Consider the following 13,582-nt stretch of genomic DNA (forward strand, 5'->3'; position numbering starts at 1 on the left):
CCTCCATGCTTTATTCATAGGTTTGCCCGTACCTGTCTAGGCGGTAGGGGTATTGTCCGTCTGTAGGGATGGAGGGGCTTGCCGTTTAAACTTGCGGCGGATGACATCAATCCCGCCATCCATCAGCATATAAACAACCGGCACAAGCACGAGCGTGATCATGGTCGATAACGTCAATCCGAAAGCGACCACGGTTGCCATGGAAGCTTGAGCTTCAGCGCCTTCGCCGAATCCGATAACAAGCGGCAGCATCGCCAAAACGGTAGTCGCCGTCGTCATCATGATCGGACGCAGCCGGATTCTTCCCGCTTCCAGCAGCGCATCGCGCAGCGTAAACCCGCGTTTTCGCAGCTGGTTCGTGTAATCGATCAGCACGATCGCGTTGTTCACCACGATCCCGACCAGCATGATCATCCCCATGACGGAGTTCATATTGATCGTCCGGTCAGTCAGCCAGAGGCCGAGAATCGCGCCAATAAATGTCGGAGGCAGCGAGAACATGATGATAAAAGGACCATACAGCGATTCGAACTGGCTCGCCATGACCATGTAGACCAAGACGACGGAAAGGATCAGCATCATATACAAGCTTTTGAATGTATCATTAGTGCTGCTCTTCGACGCCAGCGAAATCGAGTATCCGTCCGGTGCCTGAATCGTATCCAGCCGTTCTTGAACCAGCTTCTCCACATCGCCGATGGCCGCTCCGCTGACCGAGGCTTGCACGGTCGTGAGACGCTGCTGGTTAATATGGCGAATTTGTACCGGGCTGGAGCCTGGCTCCACTTTGGCAATGGCGCTGAGAGGAATTTGCGCTCCGCCTGCACCGTTAATAATAATTTGATTCAAATTTTCCAAATTGTTGGTAAATTCCTGCGGATATTTCACGACTACCGCGATCTGCGTATCTCCCGTTTTGAACTGCGTCGCTACGGAGCCTTGATATGCCGTCCGCAAGGAAGTCATGACCTCCCGCCTCGTAACGCCGTAATAGGAAGCCGCGTCGCGGTCGATCGTCAAGTCAAAAGCCGGCACGCTGCGTTCCAGCGTATTTTGGACGCTCCGCAGCGTTGGTATGCTGCGCAGCTCTTCAGCGACAATGTCTCCCAGCTTGCCGAGCACCGCCATATCCGGACCGTTCAAGCTTACGGTAATATCGGCGCCGCCGCCGCCGCCGAGACCCGGAAGTCTGACGGAAGAACGGGCGTTGACGTTGATTTGTGCGCCGGGGTAGCTTGTCGTGAACGTACGGATCTGTTCAACGACCTTCTCGGTTTTCATCTTCCGCTCATGGATCGGCTTCAGCGTAACCGAAATGTTGGCCGAGTTCGTGGATGCGGTTTGGAACGAACCGCCCCCGCTGCTGCCGACCGTCGTAAATACCGTTTCGATGTCCGGAATATCCTTCAGTTTGTCTTCTACCTTGCTGGCAATGTCATTGGTGATCTCGAACTTCGTGCCTTGCGGCAAGCTGATGTTAATATTCAACTGCCCTTCGTCCGTTCGCGGCATCATCTCCGAGCCGACGAATCGGGCCAAATAAACGCTGCCTCCGAGCATTGCGACCGTGATCAAGACAATCGTCCAGCGATGACCGAGCGACCATCGAAGCAATGCAGTGTACCCGTTCGTGAAACGGTTCATTCCTCGGCCGAACCAAACGGCCGGGTTGTAGGACCGCCCTTCCGGCAGTTCCTCGGAATGATGCTTCGTCAACAGTTTGGCGGCGAGCATCGGCACGAGCGTAATCGCCGCAAACAATGCGGCGATATGGGAAAAACTGATCGTCAAAGCCATCGGTGCGAAAAAGTTTTTGATAATGCCGTTAATGAATACCGTCGGCGCGAATACGGCGATTTGGGCAAGCGCGGAAGCGAGTACGGCCGTACCGACCTCCGCGGTGCCCTGTTTGGCCGCTTCTACCGGAGACAAGCCTTCTTCTTTTTTCCGGAAAATACTTTCAAGCACGACGACGGCAAAGTCAACGAGAGAGCCGAGGCCGAGCGCAAGTCCTCCGAGCGTAATCGTGTTGATCGTCTGATTGGCGAAATACATCATACTGAACGTACTGACAACCGAAATCGGAATGACGACGCCGATAATGAGCGTCGCGCGAATGCTGTTCAGGAACAGCATCAAAACAATAATCGAGAATACGGCTCCTAGCAGCGTATGCTCGATAACGGTATTAACGGAGTTTTTAATAAATTTCGAAGTATCGTTCAACACGTCGATCTTGACGCCTTCCGGAAGCTTGCTTCTGATATCGATCAGTGCCTCGCGAATGTTGTCCGCAACCGATACGGTATTGCCGTCCGACTGCTTCAAAATCGACAAGCTGACACTTGTTTCGCCGTTACGCCGCGCATCGAAGGTGACATCCTGGTACTTGTCGACGATGGTTCCGACTTCCGAGACCGGAATCGATTGTCCGCGGGAAAGCGGAATGCGCACTTTCTCGATTTCACCCGTCGATTTGAACTCGCCGTTGATGCGTAATGGCACGAGCTGCTGCCCTTTGTATACGAGACCGGCGTCGGTCGACTGGTTATCATTCGAAAGCGCCTGCGTCACTTGGTTGAAGGTGAGTCCGTATTGGGTAAGTTTGTTCTGGTCAAGGAGCACCTGGATCTGCCTAACCCGCCCGCCGGTAACCCCTACGGATGCGACGCCTTCAATTCGCTGCATCGCCGGGCTGACGATATTGTCGGCCAAGTCCCGCAGCGAAATCAGATCCATATCGCTGCCGTACAGCGAGAGGCTCATGATCGGCGCGCTGTTCGGGTCCGCACGGGACACGACAGGCGCATCGGCATCGGTCGGGAGCTGGCGCCGCACCCGGTCCAGCTTGTCGCGCATCTCCAGTGTCGCTTGTTCTATATCCGTGCCGTAATTAAACTGCAAGGTGACGTTACTTGAGCCGGTTCGTGAATTTGACGTAACCGAGGTGACATTGGCTATGGTTGCCATCGACGCCTCTACCCTTTTCGTCACCTGGCTTTCCACCTGCGCCGGCGAAGCCCCCGACCAGCTTACCGATACGGTAGCGGTAGGAATCTCCATATTCGGATACAAGTCAACCGGAAGCAAAGGCGCTGCGATCGATCCGACGATCACAAGCGCAATCATTAGCATCAAAATCGTTACGGGCCGATTGACTGAAAAATTCGCTAAATTCACTGACCTCCACCTGCTCTTTCGGCCTGACCTTGCGTGCCGTTAGCCGGAGCGTTACCTTGTGCCGGACGCTGTCCCTGACCCTGCTGCTGCGTCTGACCGTTTGCCGGCGTCTGCCCTTGGTTTTGGCCCTGCTGCCGCTGCTGATTGTTTTGTTGGTTGTTTTGCTTTTGCTGACCGTTCTGTTGACCATTCTGTTGATTGTTTTGCTGCCCTTGCTGCTTTTGCCCGGCACCCTGCTGCTGGCTGCCTTCCTGGCCTGGTTGAACGACTTGAACGGCCGCCTTGTCGGAAAGCATCTCCTGGCCTTTCACGACGACTTCGTCGCCTTCCTTCAGTCCGCTCGTTATTTCAAACATCGCGCTTGTGAGGGCTCCGACCTTGACAGACACTTTTTTCGCTTTGCCTTCCTGTACGATAAAAACCGCATTTCCGCTCGGCTGGCTGATGACCGCGTCGGCAGGAATCATAATGGCTTTGCGACCTTCGTTTTTCAAGCTTGACGAAGCGAACATGCCCGGAAGCAGTTCCTTCTTCGGATCGTTTATTTTAATGTCGATGCCGTACGACTTCGTAACTGAATCAAGCGTAGGACGGATGACCGTTACAACGCCGTCGAACGATTTCCCTAACGTCGGGACGTTGACCTTCATTTCCATGCCGATCTTGATCTTGCCTACATTGGCCTCGGACACGCTGACGCTCGCCTGAACCGGATCCAGCGCGGCGATGGACACGATGTTGCCATTGTTCCCCGCATTTTGTCCGATCGGCGTGTTAATCGACGTGACGACCCCATCCACCGGCGAAGAAAGCACCCCGTCCTGCAGCTGCTCTTCCAGAACGCGCAGGTTGTTTTGCGCCTGCTGCAATTGGGCATCGTTTACCGTCAAACTTGCCGATTTATTGTTTTCCAGCGTTTGTTCGGTTTGGGCTACCTGCGCTTTCGATACGTTCAAGTTCGTCTCGAGCGAAGCCAACGTGTTTTGCAACGAAAGCTGGTCTTTTTTCAGCGATTGCTGGTTGGATTCCATAATGATTGCCAAGTTGTTCTGCGCATTCGTGAGCGTCAATAAATCGCGGTTCAGCTGTTCCTGCGCCGTTTGTACGATTTGGGAGCTCTGTGCGGCCGCCAGGTCCGCCTCTGCTTTGGTCAGCGCGGATTGCGCGTTGACAAGGGCCGTGGTCGGCGCCTGCTGCGACTGGTCGTACGCAAGCTGTGCCGATTGTAACTTGGCGATCGCGCTGTCGATGCCCGCTTTGTCGCCTTTGGCCAGCGCGTTCTGGTAGGCGATTGCTGCTTGTTGCACTTCCAACTGACGGCTTTGCAGCGAGTTGGATGAAGTGGTCGTTTGCCCTTGCAGGCTGTCCTGCTGCTGGCTCAACGTATTTTGAGCGGTAGCGAGGTTTTGATTATATGTATTGATTTGCGTATTCAACGTTTGCTGCGCCAGAGCGACCGTCTGCTTTGCCGTTGCGATCGTGTTCATCTGGTCGCTGACCGCTTTATTATAGCTTGCTTGCGAAACGGCGACTTGCTGCTGTGCGGCGGCGACCGAGTTTTGCTGATCTTGGATCGCCTTGGCCAAGTTCGCTTTCTGCACTTCCAGCTGTTTCTCCGTCGTTGCTATACTGTTGACTTGATCGCTCTGTGCCTTCTCGTATTGGGCGGCCGTGACAGCCAAACTGGCTTGCGATTGCGATATTTGCTGCTGCAGCTGGGTCGTATCGATCTGGGCGAGCGGCTGGCCCTTTTTGACATAGTCGCCCACCTTCACCATGACATCGGTAACACGGCCCGTAACCCGGGAGGAAACGTTAGTCGTATACTGAGGCGTGATAGAGCCGGTAAATACCTGTCCGCCTCCCACGTCCTGCATCTTTACCGTTTGTGTTTCAACCGCAAATTGGCGAGGGCCGGAACGCTGCTGCTGCTGATTAGGCTGTCCCGCCGCGCCTTGCTTTGGCTTCCCCACCCCTCCGTTCAGAAAAGTAACGCCGGCAACGGCAACGACGGCAATGACCGCGATCGTTACCATCAACCATTTTTTCGATACGTTTTGCATCCACCTGATCATGACCATTCCTCCATGTGCTCTACTTGCGGTAAAGTAAACGCTTTCCGGTCCCATAAACGGATATTGAACATTAAAAATTTCAGCCGCTCTTCCCCTATGGGCGCACTGTCCTAAGTTCAAATTAGCTTACATTCATGATCAAATTGTGATGTAAATGTGAAAAAAGTGTGAAAATCTTCAAAATAACCACCTTTTACGGGGAAAAGACAGCTCCAATAAAGGATAAGCGGAAAAGAAAAAGGACCCCATGCGGGATCCTTCTCAACGGTGAATTCGATTTTATGGTACTTTTGCACTTGAACCTTGCGAAAAGCTCGGGTCTTACCTCACCACACTACTCGCAGTACGGGTACTACGCTAACGTGTCTTTGGCACATCCCTCCGCTTCTATCTCGATTCAGTAACAACTTCCCCGGTATTTCTCGTTGATTCGCTCAACGGAACCACACCTCTCTTTTTTCACCGTTGATAGTATGTTGCGCAGGGACCCGATCTTTTATACACATTAATTTTTATTTATTCCCGAATGATGACGACCGTTCCGAGCGGAATGTGGCGGTACAGCCATTCGATATCCCGGTTATGCATGCGAATGCAGCCGGAAGAAGCGCTGCTGCCGATGGAATAGGGGCGGTTGGTCCCGTGTATACCGTACGTATACCCACCCGTTCCCGGTACATTGAGCCCCATCCAGCGCGAGCCGAGCGGATTGCGCGGATGTCCGCCTGGCACTTGTTTGCGCACGTACCACGGCTTCACGATTTTGGTCACGATATTGAATTGTCCCGTCGGCGTCAAGGCCTTGGTTCGGCCGGTCGCGACGGCAAAATAGTACATCGGGCGTCCGTTCACAAAAACGGTCAGCCGGTTCGATGTTTTATTGATCACAAGATATACGCCTTCTTCTTCCAATCCGGTCGGGACGGTCGGAAGTCTGGCGCTCGGCGCCAGCGCGCCTGCATACGTCGGAAAAGCCAGGAGGAGCGTTAATGTTAATAAAAGCATAAGGCCCCTTAGACTTATGATCATCTTGTTCATACTCATCCTCACGTCATCGGCTGAATTTTCAATGGTTATAGTTTGCTCTCTTGTACTAGGGGGATATTCGCGGAATGGGGAAGCGGGAAAGAGGCAATGGGTACGACCTTGGTTAGCGAGTTTGCTTGAGGCGCAAATTCAAAGGAAATTCGCCCTGCTTGCCGCGATGACGCGAGTTTTTTCCTTGTTCGTCCATTTTTTCCGTTCCAGGATTGCCGTGAAATGGTATAATTTGTTGAGCACGTTAATATGGAGGCGTTACGGATGGTTACACGGATTCGGAAGGAAGCGGTGTTGCCGGATTCGCTGCGAATTTCATTTTTGGGCGACAGTATTACGGACAATGGACTTTATATTGCGTATTTGGATGCTTATTTCCGGTATCATCATCCGGCGACAGGCATCACTTTCATCAATCTCGGCGTCAGCAGCGAGACGGCTTCGGGGCTAAGCGAGCCGGAGCATCCTTTCCCCCGGCCTTGCGTTCATGACCGGCTGGCGCGGGCACTGGAAGAAAGCCGGCCCGACCGGGTCGTGTTATGTTACGGGATGAATGACGGGATCTATCACCCCTTCGCGAATGAACGGTTTCAAGCCTATAAAGACGGCATGAGCCGCGCGATTCAAGCGGTAAAACAAGCGGGGGCGAAAGCGATCGTGCTTACACCGCCGCCTTTTGACGCAAAGTCGAAGCCCCAAGGGTCCGAACCGGTATCATCATATAGCTGGAAAACGCCTTATGCTAAATATAACGAGGTGCTGGGACGGTATGCGGATTGGATCATGACGTTAACGAGCGAAACGGAAGCCGTAGTCAATATTTACGAGCCGCTGTGGACCGAAATATGCGCAGCTGAACAACATGGCGAACCAGGGCTAACGGGCGACGGCATTCACCCTAACGCCAGGGGGCATTGGATCATTGCGAAGACGCTGCTGAACAGCCTGTTCGATGCGGATCCGGAAGCGATGCCGGACTACATGGAGGATGCGGATCCGCCGGCATGGTTCTCTCTGACGCTGCAGCGCCACCGTCTGCTCAGCAGCGCCTGGAAAGAGCACGTCGGCCATACGAATCCGAATAAATCGCAAGCTCTGCCGCTCGAGGCGGCACTTGTTCGCGGCGGACAATTAGCGGAAGAAATCCGCGGCTTGCTTCAAACGGGGAAACGGACTAACGACGCTTTCCGCAAGGAATAATCGCGTCGCTATGCATATTCCGCAGATGATGAAAAGCAGCAAAATCGAGGTGAACGCTATGAATCACGAACAAATTATGGCGTATGGACTCCGCAAGCCCGGCACATCCGTGCGCTATCCGTTCGACCCGGCAATGCCGGTGCTTTATGTCGGAGATAAAATATTTGCGCTTCTCGGCTCCTATCAGGGCTATCCTAGCGTCAACCTGAAATGCGATCCGGACAGCGCATGGCTTACGCGAGAGCAATACCCGAACGTCGTGTTCGGCGGCTATCATATGAACAAGCGCCATTGGAACACGGTTTTGCTGAACGGTTCGGTGCCATGGGAGGAGCTGCGCGATTTTGTAGACGAATCGTATCAACTGGTCATCGCCAATCTTCCGAAACGGGTAAGGGAGCAGCTCGCCGTTCAATAAGAGGCGATCGTACCTGAGGCGGGTGGGCGAGGCGTCCGACTTGACTCGCGCAAGGTTGATGCATCGTTATGTGGTACTAATCATGTTGTACCATACATAATGCGCAGGCAGCAGCAAAGTCAGCAGCGCCAAAACATACCGGAACAAGGTTTCGGATACGGCTCCCGTATCAATGGCAGCGAATTTCGGCAGCAGCCGAAATTTGAATTTGACGGGCCAGCACAGCTCGACCCCCTGCTCGTTGAACAAGTCGATCAGCGGGTGTGACGCATAAGCAAGCAGGAAGCTCCAATACAATAGCGGCGGAAGAGATGAAAACATCAACCCGAGCGCCAAAAGAAACAGAATGGAGTGTGTCATCGTCCGGTGGCGAACCTTTGCCAAACGTAAGATAGCCGACAGCGGGAAAAAAATTTTGGCCATGGTCGAGCCCTGTTTATCAATGTCGGCGAGCGGACCGGCCAAGCAGCCGATCAGCAGGGCCGCCGCGGATTCCCATGAGAATGGCGAGTCTTGCATGTACAGCACCACGCCTTCGGCGGCGAGCAGTCCTGCAAAGCTATGCGTTTTTTGAAGCATCGTTTTGGTCCTCCGGTTTCATAGGTGCAGACAATCGAAAAGCGCACGCATATTATACCAAACATATGATCGCATCGCTACTGTCTTAAGGCCCAAGAATCTTTTATATTCATTTGAAACTTTAAGCGTGCATATCCGTATGATGTAAGCGTAATCATTTTCCCCTTTGGAGCGATGATCCCTTCCATGAGAAACAAACGAAAACTATTGATCCCACTCACCTACGGATTGCTCGTCGCTGTTACTGCCGCGTTCGCGGCATGTCCCTCGTTTCGCGCGGAAACCGGCGGCGAAGCGGCCGTTCCCGCAGTCGCGCCCCGAGAGCCAGGCCCCGACGCTTGGTGGAGCGGTCAAGCCGATGCAGCCGATCAAAATGGCCAGCCCGATGCGGCGCATGAATACCGTGCCCGCGCGACCGCTTACGCGAACAGCCTTCAATCGCAAACCGCCGCTAATGGCAAGAGTGCTCTTGCCGCTGCAGTGCCGCCGCTTGCGGAAGCGGCTCTGTACGTGCGAACGCCCCGCAGCGCACCGCAAAAGCTCGCCAAGCATGAGCCTGCGTCGGGCGTTTATTTGGGCATGCTCGGCGCAGACAGGCGAGTCGGCTACGATTTTTCCAAAATCGAAGGCGTCTACGAGAAGAAACATGCCATGTACTTAGCCTATGTCGGCTGGCGCAAATTCCAGACCGATACGAGCACATATTTCCCGAAACGGACGGCGGACAGAGTGAAGGCGCTCGGCGGAGCGCTCCAAATCGGCTGGGAACCCCGGTACGGACTGGACGACGTGAAGGACGACGAATATGTGCGCACCTTCGCCCGCGAGGCCAAAGCTTCGGGCATTCCGATTTTCCTTCGCTATGCTTCGGAGATGAACGGCAACTGGGTGCCTTGGTATGGCGATCCGCAAAAGTATGTCGAAAAGTTTCGTCTCATTCACAGCATTATGGCTGAGGAAGCGCCGAATGTAGCGATGGTCTGGTCCCCGAATTTCGTGCCCGCGAATAACATTGATGAATATTATCCGGGCGATGCGTATGTCGACTGGGTCGGCTTTTCCCTCTATGCCACTCCGCTTACCGGCGGCGAGGAAGATTTGGAGCATACCGTCATCGAATATTTCGCTCCGCTGTACGCCAATTACAGCCACAAGCCGATAATGATTGCCGAAGGCGCCGTGGCGCACACGGTACTGAAAACGAATCAATCATATCATGTCTGGGGAGAAGGACAGCTAGGCTACATGTACGCTTTCCTGCCGCGGATGTTCCCGATGGTCAAGGCGATGACGTATTTTAACTTCGGCCGCGCGCAGGCGCTTCGCTCGAATATGGAGTATGTATACGATCTCGGAGAAAGCGCGCTGATGGACGGCATGTACAAGCGGATCACCCGCAGCGACATGTTTTTGGACTATGTGGAGCAAGGCGTGAACGCCGCTCCGCACCAATATGTGCCGCTTTCCGGTTCGCAGCTGCCCGCAGGCAAACAGAAAGTGATGATGTACGCCCGGATGAAAGATGTAAGCACGCCGTTCGCGGTAGCGCTGTATCAAGGCGACCGAAGGCTTGGCATCAGCTATGAAATGCCGTGGGAAATCGATGTCGATATCCCGGCGGCGGACGCATCGAAGCCATGGCGCATCGTAGCTTTCAACAAACAGATGGAGCCGATTGCCGCCTCCCCCGGTACGGCCATTGCCCGAACGGAATCGCCTGATAAAATCAACAGCGGCGCGCCTTGATTTTTCGGAAAAACAATCTATCACTAATTCAAATGATAGTATGATATATTCATAGTAAACACACCACACACCACGAGCAGGAGACGCGCCCCATGCAAAAAGTTCTGATGGTATTCACCCTCTTAGTCGCTGCCAATATAGCCTCTACCGGTTCTGCGCCGAAGACGCTTGCAGAAAATAAAAACATCGTTACCGCCCATCGAGGCAGCTCCGCAGCCGCTCCCGAGAATACGTTAAGCTCGATTCGCAAAGCGATCCGCGACGGAGCCGGCTACGCCGAAATTGACGTTCAGGAAACCGCCGACGGCGTTGTCATTCTGATGCACGACAATACGGCGCGCAGGACGGCGGGCATCGATAAGCCGGTATGGGAAATCGATTCGGGCGAGCTACGGAAAGCGAGCGCAGGCGCATGGTTCGGCAAGCAGTTCGAAGACGAGCGCGTACCTACGCTGGATGAAGCCATTCAAACGTCCAAAGGCCGCGTCAGACTTAACATCGAACTGAAAAATAACGGCCATCAGAAACAGCTTGCGGAAAAAACGGTCGCCCTGCTGCAAAAGCACGATTTCGATAATGATTGTACCATTACTTCATTCGATCCGGAATTGCTGCGAAAGGTGAAGAAGCTGCGGCCAGGCATTAAGACCGGACGCATTATCGGCGAAAAATCCGACGTAACTGAGAGCTTATACGCGTCGAGTGATTATGAAGTAATTAGCGCCGCTTATCCGCTCATTGACGAACAATTCATGCGCGACGCGCGTGAACACCATAAAAAAGTTTATGCTTGGACGGTCAACGAAAAGAAGTCGATGCAGAGAATGGTTTCTCTCGGGGTGGACAGTGTTATTACGAACGAACCCGAGCGGTTAGTCCGGTTATTGAAAACGATTCCGAAAGAGCGGTAATGACCGCGGCCTCCTCATTACGCGATCGGTCAGGCTGACAGCTCGATCGATCATGGATTTGCGATGCGATGAACGGTTCAACGGAAGCGGGGATTACTCAGACGATGTCCACAATATTTTTGGGTACGAAGCAATTGAATATGGCAGAAGAGCTGCGTCAGCTTGCCGAGGAATGGAATGCCGAGTGCCGGCACGTTCCGGAAGGACATTGGTTCCTGCCGGAATATATGATGCGGATTCACGGCATTCACATTGAAGAGGAAGCAAGCGGATGGCGGTTTTGGCGCGAGGCGGATGCGACGACATGGGAAGATTTTTTGCTTATGCATATAACGCATCGGCTCGCTTCCAATCATGGGCAGCTGCTTGAATACGAATCGCAAGGTAAAATACGGCTAGTCGAACCGGAGCCGCACACTTTCGCCACCTTCGATCTATATGCGGAACGAGTGCTTGCAAAGGAGAGCGGCCTCGTTCGCGATATGAAAAAAAATTGGATCTATGCGCACCGAACCCGATATGTCCGATAGACGAAAAAAAGAGATTCCGTTCGCTTTACAAGCGGGAATCTCTTTTTCTTTGCGTGCGTTTACGCTTCCACGCCCATGCGGCGCAAATTGTTAAACGAAATGGCCAAGCTTTCAAACGGATCGCGGCCGTACGTTTGATCCTGCTCGACGGCTCCCCACTCTACTCCGATTTCGCGGCAAGCGTCCAGGATGCGGGCGAAGTTCATATTGCCTTCCCCGACTTCGGCAAAGCGCTGCTCGCGGTCGCCCGTTACCGCCATATCTTTCAGATGGACCACCTTCATGCGCCCATTCACCTTACGGATCCATTCCGCCGGGTCGGCACCGCCGGCTTGCACCCAGTATACGTCCAGTTCGAAATCAACCGCGGCCGGATCGGTTTCCTCGAACAAAATATCCATCCCGGTTCTGTCGCCGAATTTGGCAAATTCAAAGCTGTGATTATGATAAATAAACGTAAGTCCTTCCGCCTTCAGCTTGCGGCCGATATCCGACGCGATCTTCGCGAAATCGGAATATCCTTCCGCGCTTTTCCGGTATTCGCCCGGCAGACCGCCCAGTCCTACGTACTGACAGCCCCATAATTTATGCTTGGCGATGACCTCATCCAGTTTGTCCGTCAAATCACCGTACCCGATATGGGTCGCGCAGATCGTCAAGCCTTCCTGATCGGCCAATTCTTTCAATGCTTGGTTATCGATCGGACCGACGCCCGAAACCTGAACCGCATTGTAACCGATTTGTTTTACCTTTTTCAATGTCGTTGCAATATCTTCCGGCGTTTTCAGATAATCCCGAAGCGTATAAAGCTGTGCCGCCAATCTCATCCCCATCACCCCATTGGATAAAGTAAATACAGTATGATACTAACATAACTTTTGGAAGAATGCACACGTTTTCATATGAAAACGAAATGAAAATTGAAACGTTTTATCTTAAACTCCTTCTTGTTAGAAAAAGAACTTCCCAGCGGCGGCAAAACTTCACTTGCATCGTATAAATGGGGTTACTGGAAAACTTTATCGAATGAATGCCGGCTGCTCCCGTGCTACAATGGGAAGACCTCAAGGACAACTTTCTTGGGGTTAAATTTATGGAAGGCCGAGGCTTCCTTATGGAAGCGCGGGGGACCCTCATCTTCTGGGGTGAAGCCACTGCCAGGTGGCCGGGTGATTGCTCTTTGACCCGAATCCGTCAGCTAACCTCGCAGGCCATAAGAAGGAGAGGATTTTCGTTGAACCGTATTAAAAAAATCGTCATGACCGGCGTGCTTGCGCTTGGACCGATTCTGGGTGCAGGAGCCGTGTCCGCCGCTTCGTATACCGTTAGCGGAAACGATACGATGTGGTTAATTTCCCAAAAGCAAGGAGTCAGCTTGAACGCCCTGATCGCGGCCAATCCGCAGGTTGCCAATCCGAACATCATCTGGCCGGGCATGGTGCTGAACGTACCGCAATCGGGATCGAATGTTTCGACCCCGACGACGTCGTCTTCCTCCTATGCAAATCAAGTCGTGACGCTGGTAAATCAGGAGCGCGCCAAAGCGGGACTGAAGCCGCTCACGAGCGACGGACCTCTGACGGCAATGGCTTTGGATAAAGCCAAAGATATGTACAACAACGGCTACTTCGATCATACGTCGCCGACCTACGGTTCCCCGTTCGACATGATGAACGCGTACGGAATCAAATATACGTATGCAGGGGAAAATATTGCAAAAGGACAACGTACTCCGCAGGAAGTTATGAATGCGTGGATGAACAGCCCGGGTCACCGGCAAAACATCTTGAACGCAAACTATACCAAAATCGGCGTTGCCTACTATAACGGAGAATGGGTGCAAGAATTTATCCGCAATTAATACCATTTCCCCGGAAATATATGCCCTCTGATTCATACCGCAAT

General features: G+C 53.1%; 11 protein-coding genes and 1 riboswitch. Of the genes, 6 read left to right on the top strand and 5 right to left on the bottom strand.

Features of this window, described 5'->3' with window-relative positions:
* Positions 1–36: 36 nt before the first annotated feature.
* The 3 genes from ACFQI7_RS06380 to ACFQI7_RS06390 all read right to left on the bottom strand — a co-directional run bounded on the left by ACFQI7_RS06380 (position 37) and on the right by ACFQI7_RS06390 (position 6,260).
* Positions 37–3,180: an efflux RND transporter permease subunit gene (locus ACFQI7_RS06380; RefSeq protein WP_218098440.1), complete on the bottom strand. Its 3,144-nt coding sequence runs from the start codon at positions 3,178–3,180 to the stop codon at positions 37–39.
* Complete coding sequence (locus tag ACFQI7_RS06385) at positions 3,177–5,255, bottom strand: efflux RND transporter periplasmic adaptor subunit (RefSeq protein WP_218098441.1); 2,079 nt, start codon at positions 5,253–5,255, stop codon at positions 3,177–3,179. The genes ACFQI7_RS06380 and ACFQI7_RS06385 overlap by 4 nt, the downstream gene beginning before the upstream one ends.
* A gap of 516 nt (positions 5,256–5,771) precedes the next feature.
* Complete coding sequence (locus tag ACFQI7_RS06390; protein ID WP_218098442.1) at positions 5,772–6,260, bottom strand: L,D-transpeptidase; 489 nt, start codon at positions 6,258–6,260, stop codon at positions 5,772–5,774.
* A gap of 297 nt (positions 6,261–6,557) precedes the next feature.
* Here ACFQI7_RS06390 and ACFQI7_RS06395 point away from each other — a divergent pair, with 297 nt between their 5' ends.
* Both ACFQI7_RS06395 and ACFQI7_RS06400 read left to right on the top strand, forming a co-directional pair.
* On the top strand, positions 6,558–7,493 hold the full coding sequence (locus ACFQI7_RS06395) for an SGNH/GDSL hydrolase family protein (RefSeq protein WP_218098443.1): 936 nt from the start codon (positions 6,558–6,560) through the stop codon (positions 7,491–7,493).
* Between the two features lie 58 nt (positions 7,494–7,551).
* Positions 7,552–7,911, top strand: a complete 360-nt coding sequence (locus tag ACFQI7_RS06400) for an MmcQ/YjbR family DNA-binding protein (RefSeq protein ID WP_218098444.1) — start codon at positions 7,552–7,554, stop codon at positions 7,909–7,911.
* 66 nt (positions 7,912–7,977) lie between these two features.
* Here the strand turns inward: ACFQI7_RS06400 and ACFQI7_RS06405 are convergent, their stop codons facing one another.
* Complete coding sequence (locus ACFQI7_RS06405; RefSeq protein ID WP_218098445.1) at positions 7,978–8,490, bottom strand: metal-dependent hydrolase; 513 nt, start codon at positions 8,488–8,490, stop codon at positions 7,978–7,980.
* Positions 8,491–8,676: 186 nt separating this feature from the next.
* Between ACFQI7_RS06405 and ACFQI7_RS06410 the strand changes: the two genes are divergently transcribed.
* From ACFQI7_RS06410 to ACFQI7_RS06420, 3 genes are all read left to right on the top strand, one after another.
* Positions 8,677–10,236: a glycoside hydrolase family 26 protein gene (locus ACFQI7_RS06410; RefSeq protein WP_218098446.1), complete on the top strand. Its 1,560-nt coding sequence runs from the start codon at positions 8,677–8,679 to the stop codon at positions 10,234–10,236.
* Positions 10,237–10,328: 92 nt separating this feature from the next.
* Positions 10,329–11,147 carry a glycerophosphodiester phosphodiesterase gene (locus tag ACFQI7_RS06415; RefSeq protein ID WP_218098447.1) on the top strand — a complete coding sequence of 273 codons (819 nt, stop codon included), beginning with the start codon at positions 10,329–10,331 and terminating at the stop codon, positions 11,145–11,147.
* A 68-nt stretch (positions 11,148–11,215) separates the two neighbouring features.
* Positions 11,216–11,677: a hypothetical protein gene (locus ACFQI7_RS06420; RefSeq protein ID WP_218098448.1), complete on the top strand. Its 462-nt coding sequence runs from the start codon at positions 11,216–11,218 to the stop codon at positions 11,675–11,677.
* 59 nt (positions 11,678–11,736) lie between these two features.
* Here ACFQI7_RS06420 and ACFQI7_RS06425 read toward each other — a convergent pair whose 3' ends face one another.
* On the bottom strand, positions 11,737–12,504 hold the full coding sequence (locus tag ACFQI7_RS06425; RefSeq protein WP_230414838.1) for a sugar phosphate isomerase/epimerase family protein: 768 nt from the start codon (positions 12,502–12,504) through the stop codon (positions 11,737–11,739).
* Between the two features lie 262 nt (positions 12,505–12,766).
* Positions 12,767–12,905: riboswitch (cyclic di-AMP (ydaO/yuaA leader) on the top strand.
* A gap of 6 nt (positions 12,906–12,911) precedes the next feature.
* Here ACFQI7_RS06425 and ACFQI7_RS06430 point away from each other — a divergent pair.
* Positions 12,912–13,538: a CAP domain-containing protein gene (locus tag ACFQI7_RS06430; protein WP_230414840.1), complete on the top strand. Its 627-nt coding sequence runs from the start codon at positions 12,912–12,914 to the stop codon at positions 13,536–13,538.
* Positions 13,539–13,582 lie beyond the last annotated feature (44 nt).

It is taken from the genome of Paenibacillus allorhizosphaerae, from assembly GCF_042659105.1.
GTDB classification, from domain to species: domain Bacteria; phylum Bacillota; class Bacilli; order Paenibacillales; family NBRC-103111; genus Paenibacillus_G; species Paenibacillus_G allorhizosphaerae.

Coding starts and splice junctions, on each gene's coding strand:
- ACFQI7_RS06405 (WP_218098445.1), bottom strand. CDS start 8,490: ATGCTTCAAAAAACGCATAGCTTTGCAGGACTGCTCGCCGCCGAAGGC.
- ACFQI7_RS06400 (WP_218098444.1), top strand. CDS start 7,552: ATGAATCACGAACAAATTATGGCGTATGGACTCCGCAAGCCCGGCACA.
- ACFQI7_RS06385 (WP_218098441.1), bottom strand. CDS start 5,255: ATGATCAGGTGGATGCAAAACGTATCGAAAAAATGGTTGATGGTAACG.
- ACFQI7_RS06420 (WP_218098448.1), top strand. CDS start 11,216: ATGAACGGTTCAACGGAAGCGGGGATTACTCAGACGATGTCCACAATA.
- ACFQI7_RS06410 (WP_218098446.1), top strand. CDS start 8,677: ATGAGAAACAAACGAAAACTATTGATCCCACTCACCTACGGATTGCTC.
- ACFQI7_RS06395 (WP_218098443.1), top strand. CDS start 6,558: ATGGTTACACGGATTCGGAAGGAAGCGGTGTTGCCGGATTCGCTGCGA.
- ACFQI7_RS06415 (WP_218098447.1), top strand. CDS start 10,329: ATGCAAAAAGTTCTGATGGTATTCACCCTCTTAGTCGCTGCCAATATA.
- ACFQI7_RS06390 (WP_218098442.1), bottom strand. CDS start 6,260: ATGCTTTTATTAACATTAACGCTCCTCCTGGCTTTTCCGACGTATGCA.
- ACFQI7_RS06425 (WP_230414838.1), bottom strand. CDS start 12,504: ATGAGATTGGCGGCACAGCTTTATACGCTTCGGGATTATCTGAAAACG.